Here is a 17514-nt window from a genome sequence, read left to right as displayed (position 1 = left end):
GGAATAAAGGGGGGAAGAAAGAAACGAAGTAGCAAAAGACAACCTCCCTTTCCTCCTTCCTCCTTTACACTATTCAAAAAACAACCACTCAAAAGCTTTCGGGAATTCTTTGCTCCATTGCTTTTCGTCGTGCTCGCCTTTGGCGTCGACGGATGATTTGATTTTGACGCGTGTATATCCGAAGCTTTGTGTTTCCAGCGTTTCTTTAAGCTTGTTGACGTTCGGGATCATATGAGCGCCTTCTTTGCCGCCGGCATAAAGATAAATCCGTGTTTCGAAAGGCTCGAAGAAATGGACCGCATCGAAGTAAACTTTCTCCGAAATCCATAATGCGGGGGAGAACACCATCAATTTGGCGAATGTCTGCGGGAACATCAATGCTGCATAAATACTGAGCAGTCCACCTACCGAACTTCCGCCTATTCCGGTGTTGAGCCGGTCGGGTCGTGTGCGGTACTTTTCGTCGATGTGAGTTTTTAGCGGTCCCGTGATGAATTGCAGGAATTTTTCGCCATATCCTTTGCCAAGTTTCGGGTTATCGTAAGGAGAAAGCTCTTGCACACGGTCCTCTTCGCCGTGGTCGATAGCCACGACGATCACGCCTGCCTTGTGTTCCCTGGCCAGGTTTGCCAGGCTTTTGTCAATTTCCCAATTGCCGTATTCGGAGCCCTCGCCGAACAGGTTCTGGCCGTCGGTCATATAAAGTACCGGGTAACGCTGATCCGGATTTTCGTAATAATCGTGCGGGAGTAACACGCGCACGCGGCGGGTCCTGCTGAATTGTGTTATTTCAAAGGTATCCGAAACGGTCTCGACGATGGGAGACACGTCGGCTTTTGTGGAAACGTCCGTTTGCCAACGAATTACGCTGTCTTTAATGAGCGTTTCGCCTGCTTCGACGATGCGGTTGCCATAAGGCCGGCCGGCACGGTCGAGTTCCACCTGGTCCCAGCCGCCACGTGTGTATTTATATTCGATCGGATTCGGTAATTCCAGGTCTTCGGGAAATTGGTAACGGTAATTACCCGGGCTCACCATTGTCATGCGGTATTCTTCCAGGTCGGGTAGCCACTTGCAAAAATTGCCGGTGAGATAGACGGGGCGGTTATCGAATGGAACTGTGCTTAATTCAATGGTAAGGGTGTCAACTTCTACTTGCATTCTACTCTTGTACTTTCATTGAGTCACTATGGGTTACGAGGATACAAAAGTACTTATTTGTCAGCTTTTTTTAATATAATTTATGAATTCAAATGGAAAAATATGCCGCTCGTCCGGCCCGTGGTAAACCCGCTCGGTTTCAGTCCAGGCTCCGGGGGGTTTCGATTTCAAAGAATGTGTCGCCATCCATTTCGGTATGAACCAGGGTCAGGTAAATGTGCGTTGCAACGGCTTGTGACTGGTTATAGATATCTCCCCCGCCAACAATGCTAACTTCTTCGCCGTCAATTTCTCCGGCCACTCTCAGGGCCTCTTCGAGCGAATTCGCCACAATTACACCTTCGAATGCGAAATCCGCGTTCCTGGTAACCACAATGGAAGTCCGGCCCGGTAGCGGTTTTCCGATCGACTCGAACGTTTTTCGGCCCATGATCATGGGATGGCCGAGAGTGAGTCGTTTAAATCGTTTCAGGTCGTCGGGCAGTCGCCAGAGGAGTTGATTGTCCTTGCCGATTGCCCCGTTTTCGGCGGCTGCCACAATGATCGAAATGTTCATGGGATGATTTATGTTTATGCAAAGATGGCGGAAATGTGGTTTTAGTCTGTCTGTAGTAGGGCGTTTTGTTGCATTCACATCAAAACAATGCCGTCAACCATGTGATATGGGTAGCAAAACGGAGACCGACGTTGCGGGAATGCCCGTGGGCATGTAGCGACAATGCATTGGCCTTAGCATTGTTGTTGCATTCCTGGCGGGATTTCCGGAATGATATACTCTCCTTCGTGCCATTAATGTTCCATCGCTAACGCAACTTTTACTCCGGCAATTTGAAAATGTGCTTTCGTCATATTGCACTTCAAATTTTTCCAAAAACAGACGATATTCTTCCCGGAACGTTGATTTGCGATGATGCTCCTTTTGCCTTTGGATGTAACGGACGACATCCGGCACCTGAGATTTGGAATACGAAAACGCACCATAACCTGCCTGCCATTCAAACCGACCGTTACAAAACCGGTTAACATTGATCCATTGCGATGTCTGCCTTGACATCCCGCATCAAATCGGCAATCGACTGTGTAGTACGAAATCCGACCAGCATATGCACATGATCGCTCATGCCGTTGATCGCGATCATTTTATGTTGCCGGGCTTCAACGATACCCGTCATGTATTTATACAAGGAGGCTTTCCAGTCGCCACCGATCAGCGCCTGTCGGTGTTTAGGCGCAAATATGGAGTGCAAATGAACCTGTGAGTAGGTGTTAGCCATGGATAGTGTGTGTAATAGTGTGTAAGAATGCGCAGATAAAACACAGAGGTTTTACAATTTATACCCCCCTCAAAAAATCCCCGACGCCCATTCGCTTCTTCCCTTCGATTTGTAGGTCGTCTACGGCCAGCCAGCCTTCGCCGGTGCGGAAATAGAGGTAGGATTTGTTGTCGGTGCTGTATTCACCCGGCTGCGCGTCGCTGGTGAAATCAACGGGTCTTGTTTTGAAAATCTTGCATGAAAGTCCATTCAATGTAGTCCAGGCAGCAGGATAGGGCGAAAGCCCGCGCACGAAATTGTGAATCTCGGTCGCGGATTTGTTCCAGTGGATCTCACAGGTCTCGCGAAAGATTTTGGGCGCGGTTTTGATGTTATCAGGTTCTCCTTGCGGCTCCTGGGGATAGTTACCCTGCGCAATCGCTTCGACGGTTTTCACGACCAGTTTCGCTCCCTTGTGCATAAGGCGTTCGTACAATGTGCCCGCGTTGTCTTCGGGAAAAATGGGTTCTTTGTCCTGAAAAATAATTTTTCCGGTATCGATGTCCTTCTCTATAAAGAAAGTGGTAACGCCGGTCTCCGTTTCGCCGTTGATGACGGCCCAGTTGATCGGAGCAGCACCCCTGTATTGGGGAAGGAGCGAGCTATGGAGGTTAAATGTTCCTTTTAGCCGGCATACTCCAGACCACCTCGGGCAGCATCCGGAATGCGACCACCACCTGCAAATCGGCATTATAGGACCTCAGCTCTTCGAGAAACGCCGGATTCTTCAATTTTTCCGGTTGCAAAACAGGTATTCCATTCGATTCTGCGTATATTTTAACCGGCGACGCGGTTTGTTTCCGGCCCCGGCCCGCCGGCTTGTCGGGAACTGTTACGACAGCCACAACATTAGATTTGTTCTCGACGAGGCTTTGTAAACTCGGGACTGCAAATTCGGGCGTCCCCATAAAAATAATTCTCAGCGGATTTGACATATCAGATGGTGCTTTTGGATAAAAATGGTGCTACCATTCACAAATATTGTTATTTTTGTCGTTCCTAACAGAAAATTATGGTGAACACAAAATCATATATCAACCGAAAAGAAAAGGTCTTCTAGCCTTCTACGAGAGTGTCGTTAACTCTGTAGAGCGGTCTTTGAGCCGTTCTTTTTTTTTATGTAGAATTTCAAAAATTAAAAGACTTATAAACTAAATAAAGGTCATGGCTAAAATTTCATACTACACGGAAGAAGGACTAAACAAGCTGAGGAACGAGCTGAATGAGATGAAAACCAAAGGCCGCACGGAGATTGCACGACAAATTGCAGAAGCGCGGGATAAAGGTGACTTAAGTGAAAATGCGGAATACGACGCGGCTAAGGACGCCCAGGGTATGCATGAAATGAAAATCGCCAAGCTGGAAGAAATCCTGTCCAATGCACGCGTGATCGACGAGTCGTCGATGGATACTTCCCAGGTTTCGGTCCTATCGAAGGTTAAGATCAAAAACCGTAAGAATGGAATGGAAGTTACCTATACATTGGTTTCGGAAGAAGAGGCCGACCTGAAAGCAGGTAAAATTTCGGTAGGATCGCCGATCGGCAAGGGACTGCTGGGTAAAAAAGTGGGAGAAACCACGGAAATAAAGGTCCCTGCGGGTTTGATGGAGTTTGAAGTGCTCGATATCAGCCGTTTCACCGGGGAGTAACCTTTTACGGATATAATGGATTGGGTTGCGGAACTGGCTGTTTCGCAACCCAACTTTTTTGTGGAGATTTGTAATGACCGCCGGCCATCTGCTGCTGTCGAGCATCCTGTAAAATCCTACCCAACGCCGCAAAACGTCGCACATACTATGCGCATCAAAGGCTTCCTGCTTAACATCCCGTCTCTCTGGGTCGATGGAATGGCGCTTTTCCCGTTCATTCTGTCGAAGCGTAAGGTCCCGTCGCGCTATTTTCTCAATCATGAACGCATTCATTTGAGACAACAGCTTGAACTCGGGCTGGTTATCTTTTATGTATGGTATTTCATCGAATATTTAATCCGATTTGTCCAATACAGGAACCATTATTTAGCCTATCTTCATATTTCGTTTGAAAAGGAAGCTTACGCCCACGAGCGCGATCTTCGTTACTTGCGGAAGCGACGTTTCTGTGCGTGGTGGAAGTACCTTTGAGCAATGCATTTTTAGTGGTTATTTAAATTAAAAGTATGTCAGATCAGAGCACAGAGTTTCTTTATAAGTACCTGAATAATGCGTCCCCGACCGGCTTCGAATCGACCGGCCAGCAGATATGGCTCGACTATATCAAGCCATATATTGAAGAACAGATTATCGACGTGTACGGGACGGCCGTCGGCGTTATAGGGCCAGGGCAGGATTACAAAGTGGTGATCGAGGCACATTCCGATGAAATTTCGTGGTTTGTGAACTATATTTCGGAGGATGGCTACATTCATGTGCGCCGTAACGGCGGTTCCGATGCGGCCATCGCGCCTTCCATGCGGGTGAACCTGCATACGGCCAAGGGCGTGGTAAAAGGCGTTTTCGGCTGGCCGGCGATCCACGTACGCGACGTCGCCAAAGACCAGGTACCCAAGGTGCACGAGCTGTTCATCGATGTGGGCGCTTCCAAAAAGGATGAGGTGCATGAAATGGGTATCCACGTCGGAACGGTGGTAACCTTCGCGGACGGCCTGGATGAGCTCAATGGCAAATACTGGCTCGGCCGCGCGCTCGACAACCGCATGGGCGGATATATGATCGCGGAGGTGGCGCGTATGCTGCACGAGAATAATGTGAAGCTGCCGTTTACATTGTATGTGGTGAATGCGGTGCAGGAGGAAATCGGGCTCCGCGGGGCGGAAATGATTTCGCGCCGCCTGAAACCGGATCTGGCCATTTGCACGGACGTAACCCACGACACCCAGTCGCCGATGTACAACAAGAAAGAGCAGGGCGATCTGAAATGCGGAAGCGGGCCAGTGATTTGCTACGGACCGGCGGTACAAAACAATGTGCGCGACCTGCTGATCCGCGTAGCCGAGGAGAAAAACATCCCGTTCCAGCGCCAGGCGGTAAGCCGCTCGACGGGTACCGATACGGATTCGTTTGCTTATTCGGCGGAAGGTATCGCGTCCGCATTGATCTCATTACCATTGAAATACATGCATACCACCGTGGAAATGGTTTCCAAAGAGGATGTGCAGAATGTGATACAACTGATGTACGACGTGCTGCTTTCGCTGAAAGGCGGGGAGGATTTTCGGTACATTAAGTAATTGTCGCGCTGAGCGCTTTGTCACCGTGAGCACAGTCAAAGTGAATACGTTATCGCAAGTATGCTTAGATTGCGCTCGGGATGACTTACCGCTCAGCCTGACATCACGCCACACACACTTTCGTTAGCATACTTCATAACTTCATCAACTTGCTGAAAAACAATGGATAACAGGGCGCGCGGGCGCGGGGCTGCTATCAACACGCCCAACAAATTTTTCAAACTCGAGACCGAGTATACCTCCGAGGACTGGCAGCAGTGGGAAGACCAGGAGGTGAATCCCAAAACGCAATTCATAGAAGAGGAATCCAAAACCCTCATGAGCGTTTCGGACAGTCCCGACTTACCTAATTTTCATTCCATCAATCCTTACCGCGGCTGTGAACATGGCTGCATTTACTGCTATGCCCGCAATTCGCATGAGTATTGGGGGGTTCTCGGCGGGACTGGATTTCGAGACGAAGATTATTGTCAAAAAGAATGCCCCGCAGTTGCTGGAAAAACTCTTCAATTCCAAAAAATGGGTCCCGCATCAGATTCATATTTCGGGAAATACGGATTGTTACCAGCCGGGAGAGAAGAAATACCGGCTCACGCGGCAATTGCTCGAAATATGTTTGCGCTACCGCAACCCGGTGAGCATTCTTACCAAAAATGCATTGATCCTTCGCGACCTCGATGTGCTGGAAAAAATGGCGAAACTGAATCTGGTGCATGCGGCGCTGTCGATCACGTCACTCAATGAAGAGCTCCGAAGTGCTTTGGAACCCCGGACGGTTACCGGCAAAAGACGTTTACAAGTATTGAAAACACTGAGCGAGGCAGGCGTGCCCACGGGCGTCATGACGGCCCCCATTATTCCGGGGTTGAACGACCAGGAAATTCCGTCGCTCATTCAGGCAATTGCCGAAAACGGCGCATTATGGTCGCATTACACGGTCGTGCGGCTGAATGGCGCGATTGCCACCCTGTTTGAAGAGTGGATCCACCACCATTTCCCGGATCGCGCGGCCAAGGTTTTGAACCAGATCAAAGAATGCCACGGTGGCGTGGTGAACGATTCGCGTTTCGGGATACGGATGGTGGGAGAGGGGAACTTCGCGGAGCATATCCGGCAATTGCACGACCATTCCTGCCGCAAATACCTCGCAGGCCGAGAGCTACCGCTTTTGGATACGTCACAGTTTATGCGGGCAGGGCAGATGCGTTTGTTTTAATAGCCAGCCACGAAGGCACACGAAATTCGTGTATAATTTGTGCCTTCATGGTATAAAAATCCTATTTTAGTCGGTCCTAAATCTGAACCTATGAAAACCCTGGCACTTGCATTAAGCCTCACAACGGCGCTCGGACTGAATAGCAACTGCGTCAATTTCTCATCCCAGAAAAGCCCGGCCATGGCCGATTCGCTTTCTGCGGCCCCTGAAGACTTGACGAAAGCCAAAGGCCCGACCACCGGCGCCGACCAGACCTCGCAATATATCGACTACCTGAAAGGTAAAAAGATCGGTATCGTCGTTAACCAAACGTCCATTATCGGCACGAAACCGATTGTCGATAGCCTGGTCGCATTAGGCGTGAACATCGTCACCATCTTCGGTCCGGAGCACGGTTTCCGTGGCACGGCGAGCAATGGCGACAAGGTGAACGACAGCGTTGACCCGAAAACCGGAATTCCAGCCATTTCACTCTACGGGAAACTTAAAAAGCCGACGAAAGAACAAATGGCGGCCATCGACCTGATGGTTTTCGATATCCAGGACGTGGGCGCGCGCTTCTATACGTACATCAACACGCTCGGACATGTGATGGAGGCCTGTGCCGAGACCAATAAGGAAATGCTCATTCTCGACAGGCCCAATCCGAACGGGTTCCTCGTCGACGGCCCGGTGCTCGAAGATCACCTGCATTCCGGCATCGGGATGTACAAAATCCCCATCTCCCATGGCCTTACAATAGCCGAATTCGCTCGGATGATCAATGGTGAAGGCTGGTTGCCCAACAAAATGCAGTGCAAGTTGAAGGTCATCAAGGTGGCCGATTACAATCATAATATGCCGTATGTACTGCCGGTTATGCCTTCTCCCAATCTCAACACGCAGCAGGCGGTTATGTTGTATCCGCATATTTGTATGTTCGAAGGGACGATTTTGAGCCAGGGGCGCGGCACTTACATGCCTTTTACAGTACTGGGGGCACCTCTGCTGAAAGGGAAATACGATTTTTCATTTACCCCTCACAGCATCAAAGGCATGAGCGAAACGCCGCTTCACCAGGACAAGGAATGCTATGGTCTCGACTTGCGCAAGTACGACATGAAAGACATTCAAAAGTCGGGAAAACTGAACCTGAAATGGCTTATAGAGCTGTATAACGCCTATCCCGACAAAGAGAAGTTTTTCGATATGAGCCAGAGCAAACAAATGGGCAACTTCGACAAGCTGGCGGGTACGGAAAACCTTAAAAAGCAAATCATCGCGGGCGTCCCGGAGGATGAAATCCGCAAAAGCTGGGAGCCGGCCCTGGGGCAATTCAAGGAAATGCGGAAGAAGTACCTGCTTTATCCCTAGGGGTTGTTCCCCCGCGTAAACAAAACATCCCAGGGATAATTCCCGGGGATGTTCAATTATTCTCAACGATATTTAATTAAAAACTGGTAGGCGATTTAGTTTAGGTTTAATAGGCAAGTATTATGTCTGTTTGAGCATAAACGTCTGGCATTATGCCAAATGCTCAATCGACAGTAACTACGTTTTTTGTGGTAAAACAGATGCCTGGGCCTCGGAAAATTTTTAAAATTTATGAAGCCCAAGCTTTCTGTCGGGGTAAAATATATATATATATGTATTAATAGAAGAGGGTGTTTACGTGCTATAAAATTACTTCGTACGTAAATCCTCCCCAAATGAAAGGGGTGAAGTGCACCTTTCTTGGGGTGAAGCAAGGGAAACTGTAAGTAACCGTTTTTCCTGTGGCAGGTCCGGGTTATCAGGAGAAAGTTTTGATACGACTGAGCAGTTCCGTACGGTTGTCGTTTGTAATGGGTATTTCGATGTCGTTGATCATCACATGCACGTAATCAATGGCCGTAATGGCATTGAGATTGATAATAAACGATTTATGTACCCGGAAAAAGTAGTTGCCCGGCAGTTGCTGAAGCATGTTTTTAAGCGTTTCGCGGATCGTATATTTCTTTTTTGGTGGTATGCAGTTCGAGATAGTTGTCGTCGCTCCGGATGTATAAAATGTCGGTCAGCAGGATTTTGGTGAACATATGCTTTTCCTTGATAAACAGCGCATCCTTGATCACCGTCGTATCCTCTTTTTCCTCCGAAGTAGTTTCACCCGCAAGTGCCGCCAGGCGATAGTTTTTTAGCGCGAGCTTTACCGCCGTGTAAACGGTAATTTTTTGAAAAGGCTTTTGCAAAAACGCATGCGGGGCAGCTTGCAAGGCTGCATTCACCACTGCAATGTCCTCATGGGCCGACAGGAAGAGAAAAGGGATCCGGAAGTTTTCACGTATGTAATCAGCCAGGTCGATGCCGGTCTGGTAGCCGTTGAGGTTGATGTCCAGCACGGCCAGATGGAAAACTTTGCTCTGGAGAATTTCTATGGCAGTCGTGTAGTCAGTCGCAATATCGTTCGCCTCGTAGCCAAAGCCATTCAACAAAAATTGGAGATGTTTTGCAATGATAAAGTCGTCCTCAACGATTAGAATATTCATTTTCGGTATAAAGTAGTTGGCCTTTTTGCCCGCCCTGAATGTGGACCTAAAATGGTTTACGCCTCACAGCAATTCCGGCACCTGACGCGAATAGTATACAAATAATAAGGATAATATACGAATTAATTGAATATCCGGATTTACAGATTCTATCGAATTATTTATGTTTTGGAGGCTGTTGAAGTAACCTGGGAATAAAATAAGGAGAAAATATACTCTCGCACAACACATTAGGTATGCGTAGCATTAATTTTACCCTGGAATCTGCCGTTGGGTAAACGGCTTGCCCGGAAATTCATTTCGCGTTTGGCCGGCCTTTCGGAGATAAACTAAACCTGGTGCTGCTCTTCCGGCCGCTGCAACGTTTCCACACTTTTATGGCGGCCGGTAAGGCCGAAAATCAGTGCGACGAACCCTAAACCGGTAAAGAACCAAAGGCTGAGCGTGAAGTTGTAGTAAATGATCGCGACAAGGCAAAGAACCGAAAGTACCAGCGCAATAGCCGGAAAATAAGGGAATGCGGGAACGGTGAACGGCCGTTCGAGCTGCGGCGCTTTGCTCCTTAATGCGAACAGTGCGATCATACTGATAATATACATCACCACGGCACCCAGCGCGGCAAGGATAATCACCTGGTCAGTGGTGCCGAGCGATAATGCGAGGCAGCCCGCGATCCCCCCCGGCGACGAGCGCCCAATGGGGAGTTTGAAACCGTGCATTCACATTTCCCAGAAAAGCAGGGAGATACCCCTCGCGTGCGAGGGCGAAGATTTGCCTCGAGTAACCGATTACAGTTCCATGGAATGAAGCGATAAGCCCGAAAAGGCCCAGACTGGCGAATAATTGGGTAAGCCCGCTATCACGGCCGAGCACAATGCCGAGCGCTGCGGGTAACGGGTAATCGATGTCGGCCAGCTGTTGCCAGGGCGCAATGCCGCCGGTAAAGACCATTACGGCCAGCGCCAGTACCACCAATGTAAGGATGCCATAGATATAGCCACGTGAAATGGTCTTTTTCGGATCTTCCACTTCTTCCGCCACCATTGCAACCCCTTCTATGGCGAGGTAAAACCAGATAGCGAAAGGCAAGGCGGCGAAAATTCCGGCCCATCCGAATGGCATGGGCTCCGCGACAAACGTCCGGTAGGAGAAACGGGGAGCCACGATACCGATGTAGATCAATAGCTCCGCCACCGCCAGCAGTGTGACGATCAGCGAAAAAGTAGCCGACTCTTTAATCCCCAGCAGATTAATCACGATAAAAATGGCGTAACAGGCAAAAGCCACTTCCAGTACCTGCAAATCCGGATACAAAAAATGGGTATAACTGCCCAGTGCAAAAGCGATGGCGGGAGGTGTCACCAAAAACTCCACCAGCGTCGCGTAACCGGCAATGAGCCCTCCCCAGGAGCCAAATGCGCGATATGCATAGGAAAAAGGGCCTCCCGCTTGCGGAATGGAGGTCGTGAGTTCGGTGAAACTGAATATGAACGTTACGTACATGACCGTCACCACCAAAGTAGCGATCAGGAAGCCGATGGTCCCCGAAACACCCCAGCCGTAGTTCCAGCCAAAATATTCACCTGAAATTACCAGCCCGACGGCGATGGCCCAAAGATGGATCGGTTTGAGGACTTTTTTGAGCGTAGCGGTTTTTTCGGCGGACATGGACGGCAGTTTTGGCTAATTGGTGGCAGTACAATATAGTCTATAACTGTTTCAAAGCCATTTGATACTACCGAAAAATTATCACAGGCCATATTTTATTTTGCGAAACTACCTTGGTGCAGTACGAAGATAGTCGCCAAGCTCGCGCACTTTGTCGGTATTGATGTAATCGACGCCCAGGGCCATCATGGTTTTCCACGCGTTGATATTGTCGGGCGTGGCCCAGATGCGTACCTTTTTACCAAGATCATGCACGTCGTTGATCATTTTCTGAATTTTTTTCCTGTCCTTTTCCAGCAATGGTCCTTCGCCATTCCATTTGGAATATTTCTGGAACGCCTGGCTGATAAGCCCGATATGCGCCATTTGCGCGGGTGTGTAAACGTTTTCGGGCCGGCCGTCGAAATAGATAAAATCCGGGTACCGCTCGAACTGCGAAGCGTCGGGCACATCGCCGCTCACTACTACTTTAACACTGCCCGTCGGGGCGAAAAGCTTCCGGTGCGGTTCCAGTACCCTCATCAGCGCCGCCAGCGTAGGCTCACCTTCGGTTTTAAGATCGACGAGGAGTTGCAGGGGGACATTGTCCTGTGGGTAAATGTGGCCGCCGTTCTGTTCGGCCTTTTGCAGGATCGGAAGCAGGTATAAGGTCGTAAAAGTGCGTTGGGGCTTGATATCTTTAAGGTTATGGGCAACGAAGAGGGTGTCGTTGACCAGGAAAATATCGGCCTCGATTGAGCCGAACTGCTGTTCATAAGCATCATCGAACGGCCTTGCCCTTTCATAATCGTTATGGGAATGCGCCTGGGCGGTGGAATACGATTTAACGCTTTGGGCAATACTTTGAACCGACAGGACGGTGCTGATGAAGTAAATAGCGATTTTTTTCATGGACAGATTGGTGGAACGATATGACGGGGATTAGTTCGATAACGCAATCGTTAATCGTTTGATTTCGTTATCGAAGAATTTTCTACGGATTTTTTGGGACAAAAGGAACAAATTTTCGGGCGATGCCGGGATGATTTTAGAATATCATTATTTTTAGCCCGACTTATTACAAACTGATACCTGATAAAATACGCCTGCATGAGCCAGAACTCTCCGCTTTTCCGAAAAAAATCCGTCGACCAGATTCTGAAAGATGCCCATTCGGGAAGCGGGGGGGAGCTTGCCAAAGTACTGGGCGTACGCGACCTGGTTTCCCTGGGAATTGCGGCCATTGTCGGCGCGGGGATATTCAGCACGATCGGTCTGGCAAGCTACAACGGCGGGCCGGCGGTTTCGCTGCTCTTTGTGTTCACCGCCGTGGCCTGCGTGTTTACGGCGCTTTCCTACGCGCAGTTCGCGAGCACGGTGCCGGTGTCCGGGAGCGCCTACACGTATGCGTACGTAGCATTCGGAGAGCTGTTCGCATGGATTATTGGCTGGGCGCTCATCCTCGAATACGCCGTTTCAAATATGGTTGTAGCGATTTCATGGTCGGAATATTTTGTGAGTATGCTGAAAGGCTTCGGCATCGAGTTGCCCGGCTGGCTGACGATCAACGGAGAATCGGCAAGAGAGGCTTTTATGAAACTACAAAGTTCGGGTGCGGCGGAGCTTTCGGATTATGAAAGATTTGCGGCTTCGGCTTATGCTTCCGCGCCAACGCTGGGCGATCTGCATATTCTGCTGAACCTGCCGGCGGGGCTGATTACCCTGCTCATTACGGCGCTGGTTTATATCGGCATCCGCGAGTCGCGGACCGCCAGCAATATTATGGTGGTGTTGAAGGTAGGTGTCGTTTTGCTGGTGATCCTGGCTGGCGCATTCTATGTGAAGCCGGAAAACTGGTCACCATTCGCACCTAATGGCGTAAAGGGTGTTCTAAGCGGGGTGGCGGCGGTTTTTTTCGCGTTTATCGGCTTCGATTCTATTTCCACAACTGCGGAAGAATGCCGGAATCCCCAGCAGGACATGCCCAAAGCGATGATCTACTGTCTTGTGATCTGTACCATATTATATGTGCTGATCACGCTCGTGCTCACCGGGATGGTCAATTACACCGAGCTGAAAGTAAGCGACCCGCTGGCGTTTGTATTCCAAAAAAACGGTCTGGATTTTATGGCGGGCGTCATTTCCGTGAGTTCCGTCATTGCGATTACCAGCGCATTGCTGGTTTATCAGCTGGGGCAGCCGAGGATCTGGATGACGATGAGCCGTGACGGCCTCCTCTGGAAACGTTTCGCGAAAATTCACCCCAAATATCAGACGCCTTCATTCGCCACGATCGTCACCGGCCTGGTAGTCGGTATTCCGGCATTGTTTTTCAAAATGGATTTCTTCGTGGATCTGACGAGCGTCGGGACGTTCTTCGCATTCATCTTAGTGTGCGGAGGGGTGCTTTACCTGGACCACAAAGGTATTTCTGCCCGTTCGAAATTTCGTGTTCCTTATATCAACGGGAAATTCCTGGTCGGAGGGTTGTTTTGCCTCGCCATTATCGGCCTGCTCACGTACGGCAAAGATGTGATTGTTGAATGGCGGATGCTCAGCTTCGCAGAGATCATGGAGCATAAGCTGCTGACGATCATATTCTGGATTACCTGGTGTACGCTGTCGATTTTAAGCTACCAGCACAATTTCTCCGCGCTGCCCGTAGCCGGTATCCTCACGAACCTGTATCTCATGACCGAGCTGGGCGCTTCCAACTGGCTGATTTTCGTGATATGGCTCGCAATTGGGCTGGTGATCTATTTCAGCTACGGATACAGGCAAAGCAAACTGGCAAAAAAATAGGGAAGCTGTTTCCGGCCTCCCTCTCTGCATTGCTCAGCAATCAGGCTATTTTTTCTCTATTTTCAGTTGTATCGAATACTTTTCCTTGGTCCTTGTAGAGTCCTGAAACTTAGGGTAAGGGTTGACGGCGCTGAGAACGAGCCTGTATTTTTCGCCGGCAAATGTCTTTTCCAATGTATCCGAACCCGTGCCAGCGTCGCATTCGCCGAGGCACATTTTGACGTGTTCTTTAATGCCTCCCTCGGTGGTAACACCCGAAAGCAGCAGGTCCACCACCGCCCGACCGCCCCAAATACACATCACGCCGTCGGGACAACGGCTGTCTTCCACATCAAAAAACGTCAGCGTAGCCTTCGGAACGTCATTCAATGTGACCGTTTCCTTGTATTTGATACCTTCCTCTCTCTTGTCTATTCCGGCGTTTTTGCAGGCTATTGCCATTGAGGCAATGAGCACGAATACATACTTTTTCATCAGCTATTAATTTAGGTTTGTGGAAAGACAACAGCCGGACAGGGATGGTTGCAACGGGGCTGTCGATAGTTGGTGGTGTACCGCCGGCCTAAAATACCAGCGTAAAAACCGTTCCCTTGCCTACCTGCGATTCGACGTTCAATTGTCCGTTATGTTGCTGTAAAATTTGCCGGGAAAGACTTAGCCCGATGCCGGAACCCGTTTTTTTAGTCGTGTAGAAGGGAATGAAGATGTTTTCCAGGGCCTCCGGCTCGATGCCGTCGCCGTTATCCGCTACTTCTATCATTACCGTGCCGTCCACCTGATAAGCCGAAAGCGTGATAAGGCGATCGGTTTGATTGGAGAACGCCTCGGAGGCATTTTTAATGAGGTTGATCAATACCTGCTGAATCTGGCTGGCGTCCGCCTTTACGGTCAGCGATTCGGGTTTGACGGTCAGCTTCCAGAGCACGCCGGATTGGGTCAGGTCGGCTTGAAGCAATTGTAATACTTCCTGCAAAAGCTCCGCCACACTCAGGCTGGCAAAAACCGGTTTGGGTAATGTGGTGAAATCGCGGTAGGCATTAACGAACTGCATCATGCCTTTGCTGCGTTTTTCGAGGGTCGACAATGCTTCTTTCAAATCGTTTACCGCCTCCTGATCGTTCGTCGAGCGTTCGATGTCTTCGTTGACGATCAGGCGCATGGTGCCCACGAGCGAAACAATGGGCGTCATGGAGTTCATGATCTCGTGGCGCAGCACGCGGGTAAGGTTTTGCCACGATTCGATCTCCTGCTGCTGCAACTCGGTCTGGATGTTTTGCAACACCACAATTTTAACCCACATCCCGCGCAGCTGTATAGCCGCTGCCTGTAACGCCAGGGGCTGGTCGTTAGGTGTCCGATAGAGGTCCCGTACGCCCGTGTCGAGGTCCGAGAGGAGCTCATAGAGGCGTGGGTGTTTCTCTTTAAGTTCGATGAGCTGGTGCAGCCGGTAAATCCCCAGCATGCGTAATGCCGCATTGTTGATCAGATTTACCTGTCCATTGGCGTCGAAGGTAATAAGCCCCGTTCCGATGTGCTGGACAATGGTATTGAGGTATTGTAAATTGGCTTCCTTTTCGGCCCGTGCCTGCCGGAACGCGAGCAAAACTTCGTTGAACTGCTGATTAAGCTCCTTGAATGTCCTGCCCATCTTGTTGTCAGAACGGAAATTGATCGTGAAATCCGAATACCGCACCGATTCCAGGAAGTAGGTCAGCTTGCGGTTGACGTTCGTGACATACTGGTACAGCAGCGACCCCTGAATGAATATGAAAATGGTGCCGAGGACGTACACCAGCGTGTGGTTCGTGTGCTTGGACGCCAGCCACGCGAGGGCGATAACGCTCAGGACAATCACTGCTATCCTGATCATAATCATGATACTGAAATGCCGGAGTCCGATCATGCGGGTTCAGCGAATAGGGTCGAGGTTTAGTTTTCGATCACACTTTGCGGCACACCCGACATTTCGCTGAGAATGTACTTTTCGAGCGAAGGAATCTTGTAATGCGCCATATCAAACTTCTTGTCTTCAAAAACCTCCGCCGCAGGCACCGAAACAGTGATCATACCCGCCGCGTGCGCAGCGCGCAGGCCTGCGTGGGAGTCTTCAAAAGCAATACATTCCTCTGGTGAAACGCCCAGTTTTTTGGCGGTACTAAGGTACACAGCCGGGTGCGGCTTAGTGTGTTCTTCCAGTTCGCCGGAATGCCAGGTGTCAAAATAGTCAATAATTTCCAGTCTTTTCAATACGCCTTCAATGAGTTCCATGTGCGAAGCCGAGGCGACGGCCAGTTTGAGCCCCTGTTTTTTGAGTTCTTTTACCAACGTAATGGCCCCGGGCATTGCTTCGGCGCCGGAAAGGATATCGCGATGCGCCTTTTCAAGTATTTCGGATTCAAGCTCCTCGAACGAAGGCGTGTTCCATGGCTGGATTTTATGGCAAAAGTCGAGAAAAAGCTTGATAGACAGTCCGGTAGTTTGCAAACGAAGTGCTTCTGTAAGTTCAAAATTGACTTTCCGCATGACGGAACGTGCCGCCTCGGTCCACATCGGTTCGGAGTCGATGAGCAAGCCGTCCATGTCGAAAATTGCTGCTTTGATCATAATCAGGGAGTGTATGGATAAATGCCGCTTCGGGTGGAAACGATTTTTGATAACCACCCAAAACTACTACATTCGTCGCTGATGAAGAAGGGGAATGGAGAAAAGGAGGATGGTGGAAAGGGAGAAGCGGAGGAAGGAGGAAAGGGAAACATGTAATATAATGCTCCTCTTCCTCTGTTTCCCCTTCTCCCTTTCCTCCCTTAAAAAAACAACTATGGCAATTCAACTCGAAGCAAATTTGCAGAACCTGCGAAGTATGGCTCCGCTGGTGCATAATATTACCAATTTTGTGGTGATGAATTTTACGGCCAATGCATTGCTGGCGGTGGGGGCGTCGCCGGTGATGGCCCACGCGGCCGAAGAGGTGGAAGATATGGTTGCGATAGCGGGTTCGCTCGTAGTGAATATCGGCACGCTCTCGCCTCCCTGGGTGCAGGGCATGAAACTGGCCATGAAAAAGGCCGCCGAATTGGGAAAACCGATTATTCTCGATCCGGTAGGGGCCGGCGCAACGCCATACCGCAACAAAGTGCTGAGAGGCCTTCTCGAAACCGCCCCGCCGACCATCATCCGAGGCAATGGCTCCGAGATACTCGCACTGGCGGGTGCCGGTATTCAAACCAAAGGCGTGGACAGCACGGCCGAATCGACGGACAGCATCGGTGCCGCCCATGCAATGAGCGCACGCTTTGGTTCGGTCGTGAGCGTAAGCGGAGCGGTGGATGTGATCGTACATGGCAACCGTACCGGCTGGATTTCCAATGGCGTACCGTTAATGACCAAGGTGACCGGCATGGGCTGCTCGGCATCCGCCATTGCTGGCGCATTCGCCTCGGTCTGTGGCGATCCGTTCGAGGCTGCGGTTTCGGCGGCTGCTACCATGGGCGTTTGCGGGGAACTGGCCTATCGCGACGCGAAATCGCCCGGTTCGTTCCAAATCGCGTTTCTGGATAAACTGGCGGAGGTAAGTCCGGCGCATTTAGCCGAATTGAGCAGAGTTAAACTTGCATAACAGCCAATCGCGCAGCTATGCAATA

At 50.1% G+C, this 17514-nt stretch carries 18 protein-coding genes and 2 pseudogenes; 8 read left to right on the top strand and 12 right to left on the bottom strand.

Translation table 11 applies throughout. The annotated features are described in order from the left end of the window. Positions 1–69 precede the first annotated feature (69 nt). From ABV298_RS08350 to fmt, 4 genes and pseudogenes are all read right to left on the bottom strand, one after another. Positions 70–1161: an alpha/beta hydrolase-fold protein gene (locus ABV298_RS08350; protein WP_353721691.1), complete on the bottom strand. Its 1092-nt coding sequence runs from the start codon at positions 1159–1161 to the stop codon at positions 70–72. Positions 1162–1300: 139 nt separating this feature from the next. Next, on the bottom strand, positions 1301–1717 hold the full coding sequence (locus ABV298_RS08345; RefSeq protein ID WP_353721690.1) for a dihydrofolate reductase: 417 nt from the start codon (positions 1715–1717) through the stop codon (positions 1301–1303). Positions 1718–2180: 463 nt separating this feature from the next. Further along, positions 2181–2435 carry a transposase gene (locus ABV298_RS08340; RefSeq protein ID WP_353721689.1) on the bottom strand — a complete coding sequence of 85 codons (255 nt, stop codon included), beginning with the start codon at positions 2433–2435 and terminating at the stop codon, positions 2181–2183. Positions 2436–2493: 58 nt separating this feature from the next. Beyond that, positions 2494–3382 (bottom strand): annotated as a pseudogene (fmt, locus tag ABV298_RS08335) (methionyl-tRNA formyltransferase). 256 nt (positions 3383–3638) lie between these two features. Here fmt and greA point away from each other — a divergent pair. The 5 genes and pseudogenes from greA (at position 3639) to ABV298_RS08310 (ending at position 8270) form a co-directional block, all read left to right on the top strand. Next, positions 3639–4124 carry a transcription elongation factor GreA gene (greA, locus tag ABV298_RS08330; protein WP_353721688.1) on the top strand — a complete coding sequence of 162 codons (486 nt, stop codon included), beginning with the start codon at positions 3639–3641 and terminating at the stop codon, positions 4122–4124. A 15-nt stretch (positions 4125–4139) separates the two neighbouring features. Beyond that, positions 4140–4595 (top strand): hypothetical protein, encoded by a 456-nt coding sequence (locus ABV298_RS08325; protein WP_353721687.1) that lies wholly within the window; start codon positions 4140–4142, stop codon positions 4593–4595. A gap of 35 nt (positions 4596–4630) precedes the next feature. After that, positions 4631–5701, top strand: a complete 1071-nt coding sequence (locus ABV298_RS08320; RefSeq protein ID WP_353721686.1) for a M42 family metallopeptidase — start codon at positions 4631–4633, stop codon at positions 5699–5701. Positions 5702–5863: 162 nt separating this feature from the next. Continuing rightward, positions 5864–6917: pseudogene (locus tag ABV298_RS08315) on the top strand (PA0069 family radical SAM protein). Between the two features lie 90 nt (positions 6918–7007). Continuing rightward, positions 7008–8270: a DUF1343 domain-containing protein gene (locus ABV298_RS08310; RefSeq protein ID WP_353721685.1), complete on the top strand. Its 1263-nt coding sequence runs from the start codon at positions 7008–7010 to the stop codon at positions 8268–8270. A gap of 418 nt (positions 8271–8688) precedes the next feature. On the opposite strand, the gene ABV298_RS08305 is transcribed toward ABV298_RS08310, so the two are convergent. From ABV298_RS08305 to ABV298_RS08285, 5 genes are all read right to left on the bottom strand, one after another. Further along, positions 8689–8862 carry a LytTR family DNA-binding domain-containing protein gene (locus ABV298_RS08305; protein WP_353721684.1) on the bottom strand — a complete coding sequence of 58 codons (174 nt, stop codon included), beginning with the start codon at positions 8860–8862 and terminating at the stop codon, positions 8689–8691. Between the two features lie 4 nt (positions 8863–8866). After that, a complete protein-coding gene (locus ABV298_RS08300; protein WP_353721683.1) occupies positions 8867–9424 on the bottom strand; it encodes a response regulator in 558 nt (185 codons plus the stop codon). A 329-nt stretch (positions 9425–9753) separates the two neighbouring features. Then, the gene (locus ABV298_RS08295) at positions 9754–10056 is read right to left on the bottom strand and encodes a hypothetical protein (protein WP_353721682.1); all 303 of its coding nucleotides are present in this window, start codon (positions 10054–10056) and stop codon (positions 9754–9756) included. Positions 10057–10060: 4 nt separating this feature from the next. Beyond that, positions 10061–11092, bottom strand: coding sequence for an ethanolamine permease (gene eat, locus ABV298_RS08290; RefSeq protein WP_353721681.1), 1032 nt, complete (start codon positions 11090–11092; stop codon positions 10061–10063). Between the two features lie 108 nt (positions 11093–11200). Beyond that, a complete protein-coding gene (locus ABV298_RS08285; RefSeq protein WP_353721680.1) occupies positions 11201–11983 on the bottom strand; it encodes a phosphatidylinositol-specific phospholipase C/glycerophosphodiester phosphodiesterase family protein in 783 nt (260 codons plus the stop codon). A 198-nt stretch (positions 11984–12181) separates the two neighbouring features. Between ABV298_RS08285 and ABV298_RS08280 the strand changes: the two genes are divergently transcribed. Further along, positions 12182–13873, top strand: coding sequence for an amino acid permease (locus ABV298_RS08280; protein WP_353721679.1), 1692 nt, complete (start codon positions 12182–12184; stop codon positions 13871–13873). A 45-nt stretch (positions 13874–13918) separates the two neighbouring features. On the opposite strand, the gene ABV298_RS08275 is transcribed toward ABV298_RS08280, so the two are convergent. The 3 genes from ABV298_RS08275 to hxpB form a co-directional block, all read right to left on the bottom strand. After that, a complete protein-coding gene (locus ABV298_RS08275) occupies positions 13919–14347 on the bottom strand; it encodes a hypothetical protein (protein ID WP_353721678.1) in 429 nt (142 codons plus the stop codon). Positions 14348–14435: 88 nt separating this feature from the next. Further along, positions 14436–15776, bottom strand: coding sequence for an ATP-binding protein (locus ABV298_RS08270; RefSeq protein WP_353721677.1), 1341 nt, complete (start codon positions 15774–15776; stop codon positions 14436–14438). A 26-nt stretch (positions 15777–15802) separates the two neighbouring features. Further along, complete coding sequence (hxpB, locus tag ABV298_RS08265) at positions 15803–16477, bottom strand: hexitol phosphatase HxpB (RefSeq protein ID WP_353721676.1); 675 nt, start codon at positions 16475–16477, stop codon at positions 15803–15805. A gap of 33 nt (positions 16478–16510) precedes the next feature. On the opposite strand from hxpB, the gene ABV298_RS08260 reads away from it, so the two are divergent. Together ABV298_RS08260 and thiM are read left to right on the top strand one after the other, a co-directional pair. Next, positions 16511–16633, top strand: coding sequence for a hypothetical protein (locus tag ABV298_RS08260; protein WP_353721675.1), 123 nt, complete (start codon positions 16511–16513; stop codon positions 16631–16633). A 58-nt stretch (positions 16634–16691) separates the two neighbouring features. Next, on the top strand, positions 16692–17489 hold the full coding sequence (gene thiM / locus ABV298_RS08255) for a hydroxyethylthiazole kinase (RefSeq protein ID WP_353721674.1): 798 nt from the start codon (positions 16692–16694) through the stop codon (positions 17487–17489). Positions 17490–17514: the final 25 nt, after the last annotated feature.

Source organism: Dyadobacter sp. 676 (assembly GCF_040448675.1).
In the GTDB taxonomy this organism is placed as follows: Bacteria; Bacteroidota; Bacteroidia; order Cytophagales; family Spirosomataceae; genus Dyadobacter.
Note: the sequence above shows the minus strand (reverse complement) of the source record. Positions and strands in the feature narration are given on the sequence as shown.

Bases quoted from the DNA above. Each gene is read 5' to 3' on its own strand.
- ABV298_RS08350 (WP_353721691.1), bottom strand. From the start codon at position 1,161: ATGCAAGTAGAAGTTGACACCCTTACCATTGAATTAAGCACAGTTCCA.
- ABV298_RS08345 (WP_353721690.1), bottom strand. From the start codon at position 1,717: ATGAACATTTCGATCATTGTGGCAGCCGCCGAAAACGGGGCAATCGGC.
- ABV298_RS08340 (WP_353721689.1), bottom strand. From the start codon at position 2,435: ATGGCTAACACCTACTCACAGGTTCATTTGCACTCCATATTTGCGCCT.
- greA (WP_353721688.1), top strand. From the start codon at position 3,639: ATGGCTAAAATTTCATACTACACGGAAGAAGGACTAAACAAGCTGAGG.
- ABV298_RS08325 (WP_353721687.1), top strand. From the start codon at position 4,140: ATGGATTGGGTTGCGGAACTGGCTGTTTCGCAACCCAACTTTTTTGTG.
- ABV298_RS08320 (WP_353721686.1), top strand. From the start codon at position 4,631: ATGTCAGATCAGAGCACAGAGTTTCTTTATAAGTACCTGAATAATGCG.
- ABV298_RS08310 (WP_353721685.1), top strand. From the start codon at position 7,008: ATGAAAACCCTGGCACTTGCATTAAGCCTCACAACGGCGCTCGGACTG.
- ABV298_RS08305 (WP_353721684.1), bottom strand. From the start codon at position 8,862: ATGCTTCAGCAACTGCCGGGCAACTACTTTTTCCGGGTACATAAATCG.
- ABV298_RS08300 (WP_353721683.1), bottom strand. From the start codon at position 9,424: ATGAATATTCTAATCGTTGAGGACGACTTTATCATTGCAAAACATCTC.
- eat (WP_353721681.1), bottom strand. From the start codon at position 11,092: ATGTCCGCCGAAAAAACCGCTACGCTCAAAAAAGTCCTCAAACCGATC.
- ABV298_RS08285 (WP_353721680.1), bottom strand. From the start codon at position 11,983: ATGAAAAAAATCGCTATTTACTTCATCAGCACCGTCCTGTCGGTTCAA.
- ABV298_RS08280 (WP_353721679.1), top strand. From the start codon at position 12,182: ATGAGCCAGAACTCTCCGCTTTTCCGAAAAAAATCCGTCGACCAGATT.
- ABV298_RS08275 (WP_353721678.1), bottom strand. From the start codon at position 14,347: ATGAAAAAGTATGTATTCGTGCTCATTGCCTCAATGGCAATAGCCTGC.
- ABV298_RS08270 (WP_353721677.1), bottom strand. From the start codon at position 15,776: ATGATCGGACTCCGGCATTTCAGTATCATGATTATGATCAGGATAGCA.
- hxpB (WP_353721676.1), bottom strand. From the start codon at position 16,477: ATGATCAAAGCAGCAATTTTCGACATGGACGGCTTGCTCATCGACTCC.
- thiM (WP_353721674.1), top strand. From the start codon at position 16,692: ATGGCAATTCAACTCGAAGCAAATTTGCAGAACCTGCGAAGTATGGCT.